The sequence below is a fragment of the Teredinibacter haidensis genome, from assembly GCF_014211975.1.
GTDB lineage: Bacteria > Pseudomonadota > Gammaproteobacteria > Pseudomonadales > Cellvibrionaceae > Teredinibacter > Teredinibacter haidensis.
In genome coordinates, this window is record NZ_CP060084.1 from 1,784,675 (window position 1) to 1,803,146 (window position 18,472).

An 18,472-nucleotide genomic window follows, 5' to 3' on the forward strand; every position below is an offset into this window, starting at 1 on the left:
CACCCAAGCCAACGCCAGGGAATCGCTGCAAGTGGGTGTAACAACCAACGCTGATTGACATGACTTAGATACAGTAACAGACAGGCCGCGCACGTTATCGCAAGCGCAAGAACGGTCATAAATTTAATTCCTTAGATACACAATTTCATTCGCAATACACGGCAAAATAAAACCTATGAGCCTTTTTATTTCCCCTCTAAAAATATAGGTCTGCCCGCAGATAAAGACGCCTCGGCCCCACCCCAGTCGTTCGCGATAACGGCTTTTGATTTTATGGGTATAAAGAAAAGAAATAGAACGATACCCACGAGCACAACAACTTTGAGCCAATCTAAAATCGTTTGTTTTAGGGAACCCATACATTGCCACCGCTGCTTACAAAGCTACCAGATACGCCAATCCCACCAACGACAATACCGCCACCTCTTTTGCAGGTGATCCGCCCAACGTTAGCCGCCAGGTTTCTACATCGACAAACGGAAATAAATTACACGTCGATTTAGCCACGCCTATAGTGAGCAGGAATCACAAACAAGACAGACATATAATGATAATCATTATCATTAGCGATTTCAAGCCCCGTTTCGATGAATCAGTCCTTGCGGGTAATTTAATTACCCGCGGCCGATACCAATACCGTAACGTCGAAAAGGAAGAAGAGAGAGACGCGCCGACCCACTATAACCTTGCGTCTACAGGTTTGACTCGCAGGCTAAGCCCGACAACAAGAAAAAACGTGCGCTTTTAACGCACGGAAAATACATTCGCAGAGATATCGTAAAGTATTTACATAAATAGTGCTTATGGCCGAAGCCCACAAGATGTTAAACGGGCTGCCATACCAGTCCGTTTAACATCTCAACATTTCGAATCTGCGCCGCATTAACCACGCAGATCGTCCTGCCCGTTACGGCTCTAGCAGCACAGAAGATCTGGCGGCATCCATATCCCGAACCCTGCGGCGAAGCATCATGCTCACGCCTAACACAGACACAACCAAGATCATGCCAAGGAAAAACACAATAAGCAGGTCACGAATAAACCGCCCAGTAAAAGGTGTTAAAAAATTCCACTTGTGCAGATAGGTAAACGACCAACGTTCTGTGCGATCAACCGTGCGAGACTGATCCACCAATACACCGGTAACGGGGTCGATAAAATAAAAACTTCCCTCCTCATCGTTTAGACTCACCTGCCACACGGGCAAACGCTTGTTACGAAAATCATATTCAGGGCCAAACCGTGTCACTTTATCTACAGCCGAAAAAGTACTGACAGGTAATCCGGAGTAACCAGCGGCAAGCGCTTTAACTTGCTGTGTATCGGTCAGCTCGTTTACAAGTTTTCCAGTACTCGCATCAACATAAAATGACTCCGTTTCGGCAGGAATTCCACCATAGCGGGCAGACCGGGAAATATCGCCGGATGGCTGCACCGAAGCCAAGCTAGCGCGGTACAACAGCTCGCCCTGCTCTCCCCTAACCAGCGATAAGCTATTCACTTTTCGCTCGCCCAATGCCTGAAGCCACTCATTATTGCCATCAACAACGGTATTTTTACCCAGATTTTCCCCTAAGCGGATACCCGTTGGCATCTCCACCAGTGAAGCCTGTAATAGATGATAAAAACCGCTGGCAGACCACATCAATAACGGCAACCAAAGTACGTAACCCAACCAGCGGTGGTAACGCCGACGACCTTGCTTAATCGTTCGAGCCTTCAGCGCCAGAATCAGCGATAACCCCAGTAGGGCCATTGCACATAGGCACAACATAAATAAAGCCATAACTATCAGCCGGCCATACTCCACACCGCTCAACCATTTAAAGGTGTGAAAATGCTGAAATATCCATTGCATGCCTGTTTTCACCCCGTTGGTCAAACCGGCCATCGCGGTAGTTTCAGTATGTATAAAAATGGCCAACCCATCACTACCAGAATACTCAATCTTATATACCGGTAGCAAACGATTAACCCAGGGATATTCTTCACTAAATTCCGTTTGAAAAACGACGTTAGCAATAGCATCCCGCTGTCGACCGGTATAGTAATTTGCCAGCCATATCGCCTGCTCCAGATCCTGTCCTGTCAGGTGCTCACCGGTATTCAAGTTGTAATAATCCCTCGCGGACTGCTCGCCCGTCGTTATCTGTAACAACGGACTTTTTTTCGAAGGAACAATTTTCGCCACTCGGGCGTTTTTCAAAAGTTCACCATCGGCCAGCAGAGCCGGAAAATGCTGAAGGTTACTGGCCGACAACTGCATCGAAGGTGGGAAAAATTTATCGGCCTTGGGACCGAACCAACTCATCATTGGATGACAGGCACCGCTCACCACCCAGATCACAATACCGAGCAACGCCCACCAACCAATAGCTCTATGCCAGGAAACAATTTTTTTTCGAATATTCATACGACCTCCTTTGTCTAAAACGACCAGTTAAACCCAGCGCTTAGGGTTTGTGGTTTACCCGGCCGATAACTTAAATCGGGATCATTTACTTGGTTCGAAGTATAAGTCGAATAACGTTCATCAGTGATATTAGCCAGGCGAGCATAAAAACCTAGACTGTCATTAACATCATAATTTACGCGCAAATTAAGCAGATTATGTCCATCGTATTTTTGCGTATTAGTTTGATCGGTAAAATATTCACCCATACTCACCCATTCCAACTCAACACGCAGCCCTTCAACAGATTGCGGCGTATACGCCAGGCGCATATTCGTAAGTGAATCAGGTGCTTTGGCCACTTGATTGCCTGCGAAATTTATTTGTTGATTACAAAAACAATCGCGCGAAAAAAAGACGTAACTGAAATCTTTGTAGCTTTGATCGGTATTGGTGTAGGAGACACCCAGCTGCCAGTTCTGAGAAAACACCCAGTCAAAGCCCAATTCCACGCCTTTATGTTGCGTTTCACCAGCATTCACAATACGACGAGTATCGTCATCAATAATCGACACAATATCGTCTTCAATATTCATATCGTAGAGCGCAACTTCGTAACTGAAGTTTTTATGGAAGACACCTCGAAAGCCCAGCTCAGCACTGGTGCTATTGACTGCCCGTAACTGCGTACTGTCCCGTGACGACCCGGGTCGGAATAGCGCCCCGACCGTCGGCGCCCGAAAGGCATAACGATAATTCGCGTAAGCGTTATGGGTCGGCAAAAACTGATAAACAACACCCAGCTTGGGGCTGGTGTTTTCATAGCTGAGTTTCCGGCTTTCTGGTCGCCGATGAGAATAATCTGCAGAACTTTCCGGTAAGCGGTTGTTGTAATCCACTTCAAATCTATCGTAGCGAACTCCGGCATTCACAAGCCACTGATCAGTTAAGCGAAAATCCCCATGCACATAGGGCGACTTGGACGTTTGAGTTGCCTCGAAATCATAGAGCAGCGTACCAGTGCGTTCGTAGCGGGTAAAAATGCCGTCTTCATGCGTAACTTCAATACCTTCTTCCAAATAATCAGACGGGGTTGAATCCACATCCAACCCCAAAATAATTTCACCGGCGTCCTGCGCAAATTGATAACGATACTTCAGCAACGCACCGTAACTTTGGAAACCATACTCGCGAATATTGGGGTCGTAGGTCACCATCCAGCTGGGCATCATCAGCATCGTGTTGTCGCGATAAAAAGGAGTTGCGGTAAACAGATGGGATTGCCCTAGCATATATTCCATTTCTGCCGACAGCCTTAACGCCTCAACTTCACGAAACCCAATATCACTGTGGTAAAAATTCTTTTCAACGTTATTCTCGTAATCATCTTTCTCTAAAGAAGACACACCAGCCTGATTTATCTCGGAATAGGATGTAATGAACTTGACCGAAAATTCATCCCCCAGCTGACTATCCAAACGAATGTTCACCGAGCTACGATCATACTTCGCCTCATCGCGAAAGCCTTCGTTGTCGGTATAGTTAAAATCAATTCGCGCTGCCGTATGCTCCCCGAGCTTACCTCCTCCGGAGAATAATCCCCTGCGCCAACCATAGCTACCCGCTTCAAGATTGACGTGCGCTTGCGTTTTATCCGGAGCCTTTTTGGTAATAACGTTTATCACACCGCCAATCGCATCACTGCCATACAATGCAGACGCAGGGCCTTTGATCACTTCTATTCGGCTACTCTGGGGAATATTGATTTCGTACAAACCGTTATGATTAAAAAACCCGGTCGGACGTGTGGGAATACTGTCTTCCAGAAACAGGTACACACCTGCCGTAGTGATCGGTTGGCGTATTGCCGTCATGTGGCCTTCACCACCGAGATTGTTGATATGCACACCGGCAATTCGATTTAATGCTTCAGCTGGATGTGATGGTGAAATGTGTTTTAAATCGTTATCGGTCAACACGCCAACCGATTCCGATAATTCAGATAGTTTTTTTTCTTCCCGCGTCGTCGTTACAAAGACCTGTTCAACAGCCTTATTTTCGGCAGCAGTATCATCGGCATGTGTCACAGGACTTATCGTTACGGCTGCAAAACACACCACACTACAGACGAAATTTTTATTATTGTTATCCATCATTTCCAGTTCCAAATTTATGAACTGGGCGATTCTAATGATTTATTGACGCTTGGGTATGTGACATATAGTCGCAGCAGAATGCTGCGACACGGAAAAAGTGAATCCTTTCACTTTTCGAAGGAGTTTGAAATTACAACTCGAATTGAGCCGTTTCTCCACCAACAGAACCGCCACCAACCATTACATCAAAAGCACCTTTCTCTACCAGGAACTCTCCCTTGGCGTTATAGAAACCAAGTTCTTTCTCGGTAAGCATAAACGTTACTGTTTTAGATTTACCCGAAGCAAGGCTAATTTTTTCAAAGCCTTTTAGCTCTTTTACCGGACGCACAGTGGAAGCAAAACGGTCGCGGATATAAAGCTGAACAACCTCTTCTCCCGCAGATTTACCGGTATTTTTCACGTTAACCTTAACTTGCACGCGGTTTTCACCCAACGCCTTTACTTTTAGCTTTGAGTATTCAAACGTTGTGTAACTCAAACCATGTCCAAACGGGTAAAGTGCGTCGCTTTCTTCATCTATATAGTGCGACCAGAACACAACCGGTTTTGGCGTCCCGCGGCCAGTGCTGAACAAACGATAAGTCGTCGGCAACTGCCCAACGCTACGGGGGAAGCTCATCGGCAATTTTCCACTGGGGTTGTATTCACCAAATAGAACATCGGCAATTGCATTACCACTTTGAGTTCCCAACTGCCAAGTTTGAACGATAGTAGGAATATGCTTGTGAGCCCAACTTAAATCCAGAGGGCGGCCACTGCTAACCAACAATATAATATTTTTATTGACGGCATAGATTTCTTCTAACAACTCCTGTTGAAGACCAGGCAAATCAATTTTAGTACGGCTGCGCCCCTCTCCAGACTGAAAGCCATGCTCACCCAGCATCATAATAACCACATCAGATGACTGCGCTAACTGCTTAGCTTCTTCAAAACCGGTTCGGTCCGTTTCATTCACTTCAATTTGGTCGGCAAAAGTTTCTTTGCCAACACTGAATTTAACGCCCTGCTCATATTGAAAATTTTCGTTATATTGCTTAAGGCCTTCTACTAACGATATTGCTGTATTATCGTCAGCGGATACTCGCCAAGTTCCCAGCGGGCTGTTCTTATCGTTTGCCAAGGGGCCAATAACAGCAATATTTTTTTGCTTTTTCGATAGCGGTAACAGGCTGCTTTCATTTTTCAGCAGTACGATGGAACGCTTAGCCACATCTCTAGCCGCGGCCATATGCGTTTTATGATTTAACCACTCCTGCTCACGCTCTTGGTTGCTGTAGCGATAAGGATCCTCGAACAGACCCAGTTCGAATTTAACACGCAATACACGACGAGCGGCATCGTTGATCAGCGCTTCGTCGACCTTGCCTTCTTTAACCAACTGCTCCAGATGATTGATATAGGCGTACCCTTCCATATCCATATCAGAGCCCGCTTTAACGGCAATTTCCGCTGCTTGCTTATCGTCTTCGGCATAGCTGTGGGCGATCAACTCACGAATCGAAGCCCAATCCGAGACCACAAAGCCCTCAAAGCCCCACTTACCTTTCAGAATCTCTCGCTGTAAAAACGCAGAACCGGTTGCAGGAATGCCATTAAGGGTATTGAAAGAGTTCATAAAGGTTTTGACACCGGCCTCTGCTGCCGCTTTAAAAGGAGGCAATATGGTGTTGTGAAGGGTGTAGGGACTAACGTCAACACGATTATAATCACGCCCACCTTCCGCAAAACCGTAACCGGCAAAGTGCTTGGCGCAAGCCGCAATAGTATCAACCGCCGCCAAATCCTCGCCCTGGAAACCTTTAATGCGCGCCACACCGATGTGAGCGCCCAGATAAGGATCTTCTCCGGCACCCTCAGCTACACGTCCCCAGCGAGCATCTTCGGAAATATCGACCATAGGGGCAAATGTCCAGTTGATGCCTTGTGCTGCCGATTCAACGGCACCAACACGCGCAGAACGCTCAATGGCGTCCATATCCCAGCTGGCCGATTCCGCCAACGGGATGGGAAATATCGTTTTATGGCCATGAATAACGTCGAGCCCAAAGATTAAGGGAATGCCCAGACGGGTTTCATTAACGGCAACTTCCTGTAGCTCACGCACTCGCTCGTAACCGGAAACGTTGAGCACAGAACCGACTAAACCACTACGTAAATGGTCATATTTGAGTTTTGCGAAGCCCTCCTCTGGGGCTGGCCCTGTGGCATCCCAGAAACCATTGTACTGATTCATCTGTCCGATTTTTTCGGCCAGTGTCATTTTTTCCAACAAGCTATCGACTTTGCTGTCGATATCGTCATTCGAGGCAAAACTTTGCGCTGCAAGCAATACCAGTGATGCTGAAGCTAATATGCGCTTTATTTTTTTCCAAAGCATGGGAGACCCTTTTATGCTGTGTTGTTATTAAAATATAATTCCCTCTACCCTTGGTTTTTCCATCCAATTCAACTGGAAATTGTACTCACGCCCTCGTGATTACAATGTGAACAATCGCGCAGCGTATAACCCAGTAGGGGGGAACTCGCCGCTACAACGACTACAGAATAGAATAGCAGACCAACTTACGTTACTGTGCACGCTCCCCTTTGAGCTTTAGGGTTAACCGTAAATGCCATACCTGTTCAAATGCTGTTTCAACTTGTGCAGCCCCCTCTGGATAAGCGTTTCCTGCGCGCTGGCTATCTCGTTGCACTCGGCCGTTGCCTCACCTATTAAAACGATTAACCACACACCAGACAGCGTAACTGACCCGACCATACATATACGCCTTCCCTTTGATAGCACCGATCCAGTCTACAGGGAGCGCGGCCTGTACACTCGGGAATTAATCAAGCTGGCACTCAATAAATCTCAACGCCCCTATTCAATCGAAGCCGTTGACCTCCCAAAGGTGCCATCCAGCCGTACCATGCGAATGCTGCAGGAAGGTCGCTATAACGTTGCCCCCTTGCATACAAACCAGCAGCGAGAGCACGAGCTATTACCCATCAGAATACCGCTATACCGTGGTCTGGGAGGATGGCGCCTGCTCTTTGTTCGAAATGAGGATCAGCGCTTTAGTCAGGTACACTCTCTGAAGAGACTAAAAAATATGAAGGCGGGTCTGGGGCATGATTGGCCGGATACACAGGTGCTCAATGCCAACCGTTTTAATGTAATCACAGCATTCAGCCGCGACAGCCTTTTCCAGCAGCTACACTTTAAACGTATCGATTACTTTCCCAGAGGAATCTATGAAATTTGGGATGAGAAGGCTCTGCCCATAGCCCTAGGCTTGAAAGTTGAACCCAATATCGTGCTTCGTTACCCAACGGCAACCTATTTTTTTGTAGACAAAAACGATACGGAGCTGGCAACAACCCTAAAACAAGGGTTAGAGCTGGCCATTAAAGACGGTTCATTTCATCGAGTATTTATGGCATTTATGGCTAGCCATATTCTACAAGCCAATTTACAGGGGCGAACGCTATTGGAAATACCGAATCCTACGTTATCTAGCGAAACACCTTTAAACCAGAAAGAGTTATGGTTTAGTATTGATGAGCTTAAGCGACTACCCACACGCCAGACACAACCCAATCGCTACCCGTAATAGTGGGCGTTTACTCGGCTCATAACGGAGCCTCTACAATACCCACGGGCAGCTAAAAGCTCAAACCCAAATTAGAACGCGTATCACAGCCAGCCAAAGCTCCTATTAACCGTCTATCATTTTTTAATGAATCGCCCAATATGCGCAAATACAAAACAGGTCTGCCGCGAACATCAACGCAAACTAGATTAAAACTAATAGCAGGCCTTATAATCGTACTGCAATCTCCATTCTCCCTAAGCGAAAAAGAGTTCGCCACAAAAAAAATTGGCGCGCATCCCATAATTGTTCGCCACATAGCCGTTCCGGAAGACAGAGTGTACGACAGGCGTTCACGATATTTTGTCGAACTACTAGAGCTGGTATTGAGTAAAACAGACGTTCCATTTCAACTAAAATCAATCCCCACTCCCGCTGTGCCATCTTCAAGAAATATAAAATACATGCAGGAAGGTCGTTTTGACGTTACCTGGATGCATACGAGTAACGAACGCGAGAAAACCCTAAGGCCCATTCGCATTCCCATATTCAGGGGGCTCTCCGGCTGGAGGCTGTTTTTTGTTCAGGATAAAAACTATAGAATGTTTTCCGCTATCACCAGCATCAGTACCTTAAAGGCTCTTAAAGCCGTCCAGGGCCACGACTGGCCAGATATTGCCGTATTGAAAGAGAATCAATTTCAAGTCCGAGCATCATTCGGCTGGAACGGTGCATTCAATATGCTTGTTAACGAGAGAGCAGATTACTTCCCTAGAGGTCTAATGGAGATCTGGGATGAAATGGAAAAACTAAATAACCATTTTATACGGGCCGGAGATGACCCAAGCGCAGCAATCGCGATCGACAGCCATTTAGCCCTTGTTTACCCAACCGCTTTTTATCTTTATGTATCACCTAGCAACCCAGAACTGGCGAATTCAATTGAAACTGGCTTTCTAAAGGCCTACGCGGACGGGTCATTTGAAACGTTATTCAAGCAATATTTCAGCGACGACATTTCAAAATCTAACCTTAAAGATAGAATTCTTTTCGCCGTCCCCAATCCAAACCTTCCTCCAGACACGCCAATTGACAATAAATCGCTATGGTTCAATATGACGAATGGATGGTAAGCACTCAACGCTACTAACAAAGGCTATGATTTACCGCGTCATTTTTTTCACAAAAACAACAACAAATAACGCCAAGGTAAAACTGCCGACAAAAGCCTCCACCGCTGCAAAAGCGCGTGTAAACCCGATGGGTGATAAATCGCCATAACCGAGCGTTGTAAACGTTACAACACTAAAATACAAAGACTGAAAAAAGGTAATCATATTTTTTTCCAGAGATATCGCAGAGGAATACTGAACAACACTATTACCGTCAGCCACGCCCGCCAAAAAATAGATGATTGCAAAAGACAAAATAATAATTAACGAAAAGATGACAACTCTGACAGGCTCTTCGCCATAACCACAAAATAAATCTACCACTTTTGACAGAAAACGTCGAAAACTTAAGCGAGGTAATTGACAGCGACGCATAATCATTTCGCGTTGAAAAAACCGCCCGGCACGCTCAAACAACCCTTGTGACTCAGCCGTTCTGCGCAGGTTTCGATATATTTCCTCGGCTTGCTCGAAACAATCTCTTTGTTTGGCCCTATCCCCTTTAGTTGCATAAGCGAGCTTTTCCTGCCGAATAGCATCGTCCCAGCGAATATTGTCGAGTTTGGTTCCATCAAGAACCACACCTAACAGATTAGTTTCAAGCAAAGTCGAGCAGTTTAAATTGGCTTCACTTAGCTTGGCCTTCATTAGCGATGTACCGGTAAAATCCATATTAAAAAGGTGGGCATTACGCAAATCGGCGCGGTATAAATCACTGTATAAAAGCTGGTAGCCTTTACTGGAGCCATGCCGAACAAGATTAACACCCTGCAAATCAACATTTCGCAAACTGAACCCAACCATAGGCCTACCCGTAGCGGCTCTCTTTTCCAGACGTTCTCTTAGGTCTATCTCTGTCTTCTTTTGAGTGTCATCGTGCCAATAACAAAAACCATCTTCTTGAACCAAGTCTTCACACCTTTCACCATGCGGGCCGAGGTAACAGCAAGTGAGTTCCTCAGACATCGTATACCTCCAGTTTGCAAGGGTGAGATTAAGTCTAGCAGCGAAATCCACTTAAACCACGCATGGATGGATACCGCAACCGAAGCTAATAACCCAAAAACATCAATATCAACAACAGATATTCACAATTACTATATAGAATGCTGAAGCTAATCTTTTAAAAATAGTTGGTTCAATTTGTCTATAGTTTATAAGTGGCTCTTTTACTATAACGCATAAGCAAAAATCACCATTCAAGAGTAAAAATAACGGTACGTAGTAAACCGTAATTAAGGATTCATTATGACCTCCAATTCGTCACCGAGACTCGGTGTATTTTCTCCTTATATGCAAGGGTTTTACTTTGGTGAAATGATTGGACAACTGCAGCAAATATGCCGGGTAAAAAACTACAATTTCAGCCTGATTTGCACGGGTGGCTTCGGGGAATACACATCAACCGCTCATATAAATCACTTGGATTTCATTATTATTCTACGAAACGCTATTCACGTTGACCTAGCCAAGCAGTTGATTGGAAGTGGCAAGTTGGTCATTTCTGTTTCCTACGAATATTTCCCACTTCCAATCCCTGTGGTTTCCTGTGATAACGAATTCGGAATGCAATTGGCATTTGACTATTTATTAGAGAAAGGCCACAAACATTTCACCTACGCCGGAGACCTAAGCATTTTTGATTTAAGAAAACGTTACGAAGCTTTTTGCGATTTACATGAAGAGCATGACCTAGACCTTTCAGAAACACACCTGATCTCACTTAAAGATACAATCTTTAAAGGTGGCTTTGAAGCAGCAAAGAGCTTTATAGCAAGTGGCTCAAATTCGACCGCCATTATTTGTGGCGCAGGCCTAACCGCGGCTGGATTATCGCTGCAGCTTAAATACCTAGATCCAGAAATAAGGGAAAAAATCACAATTGTCGGGTTCGACAACACCTCTATCACACCAGTATGCTCACCGGACGTCCATACAGTAGACCAAAACTTGCACCTGCTTGCCGCCAAAGCGGTCGAGATACTGGAATCTCAAATTATTGGCGAACAAGTAAGTCAAATGAACACCATTACGCCTAAGTTTATACCGGCCGAAACCGTAACGGCCGAAGGCGCAGATATGTACCTTGCAACGTCCGTAGAGCTAACCGAGCTGCACAATGCAAATTATATGAAAGCGATAATTTCTAACTTTTACGTGTGGCCGAAAAAAATGGCGCAAGAAGGGTTAGAAACATTTATGACTTTAGCGCCGCTATTTCCCGGATATATTAAAATGGCCGCTATAGCGCGTGTCGCTTTTGGAAAGAATGGAACAGAATACACCAAAATATCAAAAGTAATTCTTCCAGACAAAGTTATCACCACAGACATAAAAGACTCCAGCAGCCTATGCCCCGCCAACAAATTCCCAATACCGCTGGACGATATGCACCTTGAAAACTATAGCAACACCATTCTTCTACCCGTCGCCAGACGCGGATCAGGATTCGACATTTTAATGGTTCTTGGCACGCACGAGCACACCGACTCACCCAACAGCCTGTCTGCACTCTGTGGATATCTGAGTGTATTTGCAGATCTAAATCATCTTGAAAAAATAAAGGAATCCCATAACTTCAAAACTGTAATATCCGACGAATCGATACCCAACACTGCGGGAACCATACTTTGGATGATCAATAGGAATGAAACCATCTGGGATAACAACGCCCTAAACATCCTCGGATTCACCAGCGATCTAGACCAGAACGTCTACAAAAACATGTACATCACGGATCGAATTCACGAAGAAGACGAACGTACCGTGCGCGACATGCTCATTAACGCAAGAAGCGAAAGCGTTGAATTTGTCGCACGGCTAAAGATGAAGGATAGAAACTACAGCGAATATCGTTTCACTTGCGAATATGAGAATGAAACAAATACGGTAGTCTGTACTATATCCCCCTGGGATGCTTCTGCATAAGGCATAAGAATGAGTCTTTTTGCTGACACAATATCACTGGAAGACATACTGTTTTTTGCAGTCACCCTAACTGTATTTTTCAGTTTAGCTGCAAACGTCTACATGCTGTTTAGAAAGCTTCAACCTGAAGACAACGAAAAGTTAAAGAAATCATTTATCAAACAACTTAAATCCTTTCTGAAAAACCAGACGGACAGTTCAAAAATAAACGTAAACAAGCATTTCCTTCGCGTTAAAAAATTTAGGTCTGCCTACCTTGACATAGAGAACGCTGCAATAAATAGAAACATAAATTCCAACGAATACCGAGACTACATCAACGAAAATATCTTCGAGCTAATAAGATCACTAGAGGAAAAAGCAAAACAAGATATAACTCTTATAGATATAAACAACAAAGTTGCATTCATAAAAAAACAGCTTACAGACAAAAACAACCCGTCCATTATCAAGTTAAAAGGCAAACTAGAGAAATTCCACTCTCTCTGCAAAATAAACTCATCAAACACAAAGTCACTACTTAAAAACAAAGAAAAAATAGAACAGTTAGCAATTCTTTTCGGCAGTCAGGATTTTATAAATACCGGGCACTTAACCAAAGCGCAGAACAACTACATCAACAAGTCAAACAACATATTGAAGCAGATAAAAAGCACGTCCAAAGAAGAGTTCAACATTAGCTCGCATTGCGACACCATTGGAGAACACCTGCTAAACCTAAGAAACAAACTAGAATCAGTCGAAAACGATTTATTCGACTCAGAAGAAGCAAAAAGTATTAACAACGAATTACTTGATTACGCGTCAAACATTCAAGACCTGAACGAAGATGAAATAAAAAACCTAAAAGATAAGATAAAAGCGCTAAAAAAGACCATTATATTACTAGAAGAAAAACTCGATATATCCAGGCACGAGCCGTCTCAACAGACAGAAGAGGACATACTTAGGGAGAAAAACCTTAAATCATTAAAGAGTAGCCTTAACAAAGCAACCAAGTATATAGATAAACTTGAATCCGAACTGAAAACTGTAAGAGATACACAGTGTAAAACGGAAACGCTTGCGGCGGACAACACCCCAACACACTCCGGTAACGACTTTTCACCAAACTCTTCACAGGAACATTCTTACCGACATAACGAATCACTGCTACTTTTTGTACAAGACAGTATTGAAGCGAATACAGTAGAAGATATATCGCTCGTTATTTACCAGTTTTTACTCGATCTGGCCATACAGCCCTCGATCTTGATTTTTGGTAACTCAAGGGTCGTCGAACTTGACAACAGTGGCAAAGTTCCAAAAAACAAAAAAGTTATTATCGATTCCATGCATGACAATGAAATCAATTCAACTCCCAGTAAAATAACCTTCAAAATTCGTCATATCGCCGGAATATTGTCTGGCCTAGTCAGTGCAGACGATACCCCAGACTTTAGAGAAACAGCAATAGCGGCGATCAAGTTCGCCGACAGCATCTTGGCAAAGATAAAATTTTCAGAGAAAGGCCAACGGCAACATATGCAAATAACCCACTTATCTGACGACATGAAAAAGCTTATGCACGATACGGAGTTTTTGTTTAAAGAATTTTCTCAATCAGCGAACGAGAAAGATCCAGTTAAAATATACATTGGACACTGTCAAGTCACCCTTAAAAGAAAGATGTTGGAAATCCTCAAAAAAATCGAAGATATTACTCACTAGGCGTCTCGATCCGATACTGGACACGTTAACTGACACCGCCTAGCGCCCCTCATCAACTCAAAACCACCCGCCATTTGTCGTACGAGTTCAACCGAACAACAACCTTCACAGCCTTCCCCTACATATCCAAGAAGCCATCCTGAATCACTCTAGTACGGGTCGATCAGAAGCCTGCTAATGTAGTGGTCAACCTCAAGGAAGGCTGGGAAGGTACGTTTTGCTGCCTGATCCATACGAAGAACCGAAGCTCTCTCGATTTTCAGGCCTTGCATCGGGTGAGCGATAAGCAACGCTATAGGCGGTATTTTCTTACTGTAAGTACATCCACACGTTGTAACAAGCTACGGCACTCAATCTGTCGAAATACTCACATTAGATACCAATCAGCAATGTCGCGATACACGACTAAACCCACTCCAATGTGTACAGTCGGGTTATCTACGCTTATTGCCGATAGAATACTCATTAACTCATTTTGCGTAGAAGTTGCGACAACAATAGACCCTCACGACGTCGATCAAAATTTATACGCTTCAATACTAGACCGTTTGCGAATGACAGATAAAAAATTCTCTCCGGCCGCTACTAAACGTGGAAAGAAACAACATGACACTCTCCAGTTACAACCAGAAACAGATCAAAACGTAGCGCGAATACTGAGGTATAAAATATTGCCGTTCTTTTTATCTGAGTATATTTTTCGAAGGAAAAACAATATCCGTTTTAAAAATGGTAAAACTCGAATGGCGATTATAAACGTCGCGTACAGTTTATATGACGACACCCAAACGTTACGGACCCCCTCGCAAAAACAGTGCTCATTAAATTTTATAGACGCTTGTCGATATGCTTAACATTAATTGGTTTTATCTTCCAAATAATCCATAAAATATTTGGGAGAGCACGCCAGATGACATAACTATCATCTTTCTTTGTCGCAATAAACAACAGTATGTTCAAACGGCGTAAGTGGCTGATTATTGAGCTGCAAATACCCCACCATTAGACGGGTTTTTATACAGTTAAATTATTATCTTCGAAAAAAATAGTCGCATTTAAGCTAAGCTGATGATTTACCTAAAGAAATATTCGCAGGCTCATTTTTTGCCTGCGTGTTTAGTTGCCAAATATATTATTTACCCATAAAGAATTTTTTTGGCGTCAAATACAGATTGCTTTTACACATAATTTTCGCGAAAAACATTTCATATTTTTTGAAGGAGTAAAAAATGAGAATCTTAAAAACCGGAATCATCGGATTACTATTATTAGTGTCCGGTCTTTTTTCAGCAACGAGCTTTGCCGACACGTCCGTCGAATGGCAAAGCCCGGCAGACGGTAGTACCTACGATACTGGCACGGTAGTTAACATTCAGGGGCAAGCCGGTGCCAGCGGTTTGGTTGGTACAGGTTTAGATCTAGTATTGGTTCTGGATTCTTCCGGGAGTATGGCTAGCTACGTGAATGACACAGGTTCCTACTCTTGCTCTCCATCCGTAGACCCTACATGCCAAACACTTCAACAGTGGCAGCGAGACGCTGCAACCGCATTGGTAAATAGCTTGCCATCCGACATTACATCGGTAGGAATTGTGGAATTCGATTATGTCTCCAGCACGGTGACAGTCCTAACCACGCTGACTTCTGATCGCTCCGCTATGATAGCGGCGATTAATTCTGTAGACGCCTCGGGTTCCACGAATATTCCCACAGGTATTACGGAAGCGACAGCTGAACTCACCGGCGTAAGACACACCGCCGGTCGTGCGCAGCATATGGTCGTGTTTTCCGATGGTTACACCTACGGAGCTCCTGGCGATGACGCTGCTGATGCCGTGGCAGCTGGCGTTGATGCCGTTCATTCCGTTGCTCTCCCGGGAGCAGATATCGTTACAATGGAAGCGATTGCAACCAACGGCGCGGGCACCTTTATCGATGCCACCACAAACTTATCCGGTTTGGTTGGTATCTTTAGCGGAACAGCCGGGTCACTCGTCAGCCTAGACTATGTCGATGTCACCCTGGCAGACGGTACAGTGCTTACAGATGTTGCAACAGACGCCTTTGGTAATTTTGATCTCGACGTAACTCTCGAAGATGGTGTCAATACATTTATTGCAAACGCCTATGGCACTGATGGTACTGAAGCGACTGATACTCTGACACTGAATGGTCAAAGCTCAAACGTAGCCGAACCTACTACGCTGTCATTACTTGGCCTGGGCCTGCTCGGGCTAGGATTACACCGTCGCCGCAAAGCCTAACCAGCCCCGCAAAAAGAGCACAGTGGTACTGTGCTCTTTTTTTTAGCGTCATTTTCTTTATACTTTACTACCAATGGAATATCGCCCACCCACTTATTGGATCGAGTTCAGCAATGAAAATAACAATAGTCTCGGGGTTTATCTTTTTCGTCCTCAGCTCGTTCTCTACAGCCGCAATTTTAGACGACTTCACCGACGATTTTTTTAAAAGCCCTCCCCGCCCGAACCTTAGCTCCGACAACCGGTTTCTCCTGGGTGAAGAACAAGTAAAACCATTGGACTATGCGTCGCTATCAATAAAAGAAAAATATGCCGTTATGCAAACATCCATACAGAACGGCTACCTCTATTCGGCACTCGTTATTGCAGAGGAATTACAAAAAACACAAGCGAACGATATTACTATTAAAGCCCTGATTGCCGCTAAAGCCGTATACAACGGCAAGTATAAAGACGCAGAAGCGCTGCTCAATACCTTAAAGGGCGGCAATAAATACGAATCGGCGACCATAGAGCTGGTTTGGGCTCTCTATTTTAACGCCACCGCACAAGTGCAAAACGCATTAAAGAGTGTTAACGCCGTTTTATCGCTCCGTCCTAAACACCCATATGCCTTCGCACTCAAAGGTGTGATTCTGTACTCCGAAAATAAAATCCCCGAAGCCAGAAATTCGTTTTTACAGTCCATTTCACTCTACAACAAGATGGCTATCGCACACGTTAATCTCGCTTACCTCGAACTGGAGGCCAATAATTTTTCGCTGGCCAGTACACACTTTCAAACAGCCATTGATATTCACCCTAAAAACTGTAATGCACTTTACGGTCAAGCCATTGCGCTTGCACAACTAAATCAAACATCTGCGGCATGGCAGGCCATCAAACCCTGTACACAGAACAACACTCAGCTGAGCAACCGCAGGTTTGGCGCTCAACTCCTGCGCGATATGGGAGACAACGCCACTGCCTGGGAGCTAATAACAACAACGAAAGGGTTTTCCGATGATCCGGCAAGCCTGACGCTGGCCGCAAATATTGCTTTGCGGCAGGGCAATATTGATAAGGCTCTTCAATACAGCAAAGGGAAGTCTCACCAAGCGATCTATCAACAGGGTATCGCGTTGTTGGCGGCTGAACACTTCACGCAAGCCATCTATATATTTGAACAAATACATAACCCCGAAGAGCCGTATCCGAGCGTAGATCTGGCCAACCAAGTCGCCCACTTTCTCGCGCATAAGCCTGGGGCTGCGAAAAGTTTAGACGCCTTAACTCAGCATCCCCAATTGGCGCCTATCGCCCATTTTATTCAGGCACACCTTTGGATAAACACCGATAAGGCAGCGGCTGTTCAAGTGCTTAGTAAAGCTAGCGGTATCAGCCAAGGTATTAATTTTTCTGCGCTCAAGCACTCGTCTGCAATTGCGCAATTGGAAAACGCGACCGCGCCCTATCTAGTAGCGGGCGTTTTTTTCGATTTACTAGGTGCGAGCGCTATCGCGGAAAATAACTTCCGAAAGGCGCTCAGCAGTAAGGACTTTTTAGCCCACTACTTTCTCGGCCAGATATTATTCAAGCAAGGAAAGGTGGCACAAGCGCAAACGCTGTTTCAACAATCGATAGACACAACACCTGAATTTTTTGCCTCGAATCAAGCTCTCGGCGACAGCTATATGAAACTGGGCGACCTTGAAAAAGCTAGCCTCTATTTTGACAAGGCTCTTGCTGTTGAGGAGGCCCCCGGCGCCTACCTTAAAGCTGGCGCCTTAGCGGAACGGCTGAACCATTTGGAAAAGGCAGAGAGCTACTTCGAGCGTTTGGTCGAATTAACGCCGAACAACCCCATTGGCTTCAACCAGTTAGCATGGTTCTACGCCAGCCATGATTTAAAACTGGATACCGGAATTGAATTGGGCGTTCAGGCTGTTGAATTATCGAAGGGAGATCCCAACACTATGGATACGCTGGGCTGGCTCTATTTTAAAACCAAGAACTACGAGCAAGCACTACACTGGCTGGACAAGGCAAATAAGGCAAGTACTAACCGAAATCCTTCCGTTCTTTATCACCTGGGAAACACCCAGTATGCACTCGGTGAATCACAGCAGGCGCTAAAAACGCTGGAGCAGGCACTACTCTCTAAAAACTTTAAATATAAAGAGCAGACAACTCATTTAATTCAGCAGATTAAAATCTCACCGCACTAAAACCACTGCTCAGGTAATAAAAAAGCCAGCCCCGAAAAGGGACTGGCTTTTTTGTGCGCAAAGGG

Annotated in this window: 11 protein-coding genes; 7 read left to right on the top strand and 4 right to left on the bottom strand. The window is 44.8% G+C overall.

Features of this window, described 5'->3' with window-relative positions; all coding sequences use genetic code 11:
- The first annotated feature begins 547 nt into the window (after nucleotides 1–547).
- On the top strand, nucleotides 548–748 hold the full coding sequence (locus H5715_RS07015; protein ID WP_139309716.1) for a hypothetical protein: 201 nt from the start codon (nucleotides 548–550) through the stop codon (nucleotides 746–748).
- A gap of 159 nt (nucleotides 749–907) precedes the next feature.
- Here H5715_RS07015 and H5715_RS07020 read toward each other — a convergent pair whose 3' ends face one another.
- The 3 genes from H5715_RS07020 to bglX form a co-directional block, all read right to left on the bottom strand.
- Nucleotides 908–2,413 (bottom strand): PepSY domain-containing protein, encoded by a 1,506-nt coding sequence (locus H5715_RS07020; protein WP_075184577.1) that lies wholly within the window; start codon nucleotides 2,411–2,413, stop codon nucleotides 908–910.
- Between the two features lie 14 nt (nucleotides 2,414–2,427).
- Nucleotides 2,428–4,548 (bottom strand): TonB-dependent receptor, encoded by a 2,121-nt coding sequence (locus H5715_RS07025; RefSeq protein WP_139309715.1) that lies wholly within the window; start codon nucleotides 4,546–4,548, stop codon nucleotides 2,428–2,430.
- Nucleotides 4,549–4,678: 130 nt separating this feature from the next.
- The gene (gene bglX, locus H5715_RS07030; RefSeq protein ID WP_075184576.1) at nucleotides 4,679–6,931 is read right to left on the bottom strand and encodes a beta-glucosidase BglX; all 2,253 of its coding nucleotides are present in this window, start codon (nucleotides 6,929–6,931) and stop codon (nucleotides 4,679–4,681) included.
- A 310-nt stretch (nucleotides 6,932–7,241) separates the two neighbouring features.
- Here bglX and H5715_RS07035 point away from each other — a divergent pair, with 310 nt between their 5' ends.
- Both H5715_RS07035 and H5715_RS07040 read left to right on the top strand, forming a co-directional pair.
- Nucleotides 7,242–8,147: a type 2 periplasmic-binding domain-containing protein gene (locus H5715_RS07035; protein ID WP_139309714.1), complete on the top strand. Its 906-nt coding sequence runs from the start codon at nucleotides 7,242–7,244 to the stop codon at nucleotides 8,145–8,147.
- A gap of 140 nt (nucleotides 8,148–8,287) precedes the next feature.
- A complete protein-coding gene (locus tag H5715_RS07040) occupies nucleotides 8,288–9,259 on the top strand; it encodes a substrate-binding periplasmic protein (protein ID WP_075184575.1) in 972 nt (323 codons plus the stop codon).
- A gap of 30 nt (nucleotides 9,260–9,289) precedes the next feature.
- Here H5715_RS07040 and H5715_RS07045 read toward each other — a convergent pair whose 3' ends face one another.
- Nucleotides 9,290–10,264, bottom strand: a complete 975-nt coding sequence (locus H5715_RS07045) for an ion channel (protein WP_075184574.1) — start codon at nucleotides 10,262–10,264, stop codon at nucleotides 9,290–9,292.
- Nucleotides 10,265–10,546: 282 nt separating this feature from the next.
- Between H5715_RS07045 and H5715_RS07050 the strand changes: the two genes are divergently transcribed.
- The 4 genes from H5715_RS07050 to H5715_RS07065 all read left to right on the top strand — a co-directional run bounded on the left by H5715_RS07050 (nucleotide 10,547) and on the right by H5715_RS07065 (nucleotide 18,407).
- Nucleotides 10,547–12,226 (top strand): substrate-binding domain-containing protein, encoded by a 1,680-nt coding sequence (locus H5715_RS07050; protein WP_083607918.1) that lies wholly within the window; start codon nucleotides 10,547–10,549, stop codon nucleotides 12,224–12,226.
- A 9-nt stretch (nucleotides 12,227–12,235) separates the two neighbouring features.
- Nucleotides 12,236–13,936: a hypothetical protein gene (locus H5715_RS07055; protein WP_075184572.1), complete on the top strand. Its 1,701-nt coding sequence runs from the start codon at nucleotides 12,236–12,238 to the stop codon at nucleotides 13,934–13,936.
- Nucleotides 13,937–15,165: 1,229 nt separating this feature from the next.
- The gene (locus H5715_RS07060) at nucleotides 15,166–16,200 is read left to right on the top strand and encodes a VWA domain-containing protein (RefSeq protein ID WP_075184570.1); all 1,035 of its coding nucleotides are present in this window, start codon (nucleotides 15,166–15,168) and stop codon (nucleotides 16,198–16,200) included.
- A 113-nt stretch (nucleotides 16,201–16,313) separates the two neighbouring features.
- Nucleotides 16,314–18,407, top strand: coding sequence for a tetratricopeptide repeat protein (locus H5715_RS07065; protein WP_075184569.1), 2,094 nt, complete (start codon nucleotides 16,314–16,316; stop codon nucleotides 18,405–18,407).
- Nucleotides 18,408–18,472: the final 65 nt, after the last annotated feature.

Bases quoted from the DNA above. Each gene is read 5' to 3' on its own strand.
- H5715_RS07015 (WP_139309716.1), top strand. From the start codon at position 548: ATGATAATCATTATCATTAGCGATTTCAAGCCCCGTTTCGATGAATCA.
- H5715_RS07020 (WP_075184577.1), bottom strand. From the start codon at position 2,413: ATGAATATTCGAAAAAAAATTGTTTCCTGGCATAGAGCTATTGGTTGG.
- H5715_RS07025 (WP_139309715.1), bottom strand. From the start codon at position 4,548: ATGATGGATAACAATAATAAAAATTTCGTCTGTAGTGTGGTGTGTTTT.
- bglX (WP_075184576.1), bottom strand. From the start codon at position 6,931: ATGCTTTGGAAAAAAATAAAGCGCATATTAGCTTCAGCATCACTGGTA.
- H5715_RS07040 (WP_075184575.1), top strand. From the start codon at position 8,288: ATGCGCAAATACAAAACAGGTCTGCCGCGAACATCAACGCAAACTAGA.
- H5715_RS07045 (WP_075184574.1), bottom strand. From the start codon at position 10,264: ATGTCTGAGGAACTCACTTGCTGTTACCTCGGCCCGCATGGTGAAAGG.
- H5715_RS07050 (WP_083607918.1), top strand. From the start codon at position 10,547: ATGACCTCCAATTCGTCACCGAGACTCGGTGTATTTTCTCCTTATATG.
- H5715_RS07055 (WP_075184572.1), top strand. From the start codon at position 12,236: ATGAGTCTTTTTGCTGACACAATATCACTGGAAGACATACTGTTTTTT.
- H5715_RS07060 (WP_075184570.1), top strand. From the start codon at position 15,166: ATGAGAATCTTAAAAACCGGAATCATCGGATTACTATTATTAGTGTCC.
- H5715_RS07065 (WP_075184569.1), top strand. From the start codon at position 16,314: ATGAAAATAACAATAGTCTCGGGGTTTATCTTTTTCGTCCTCAGCTCG.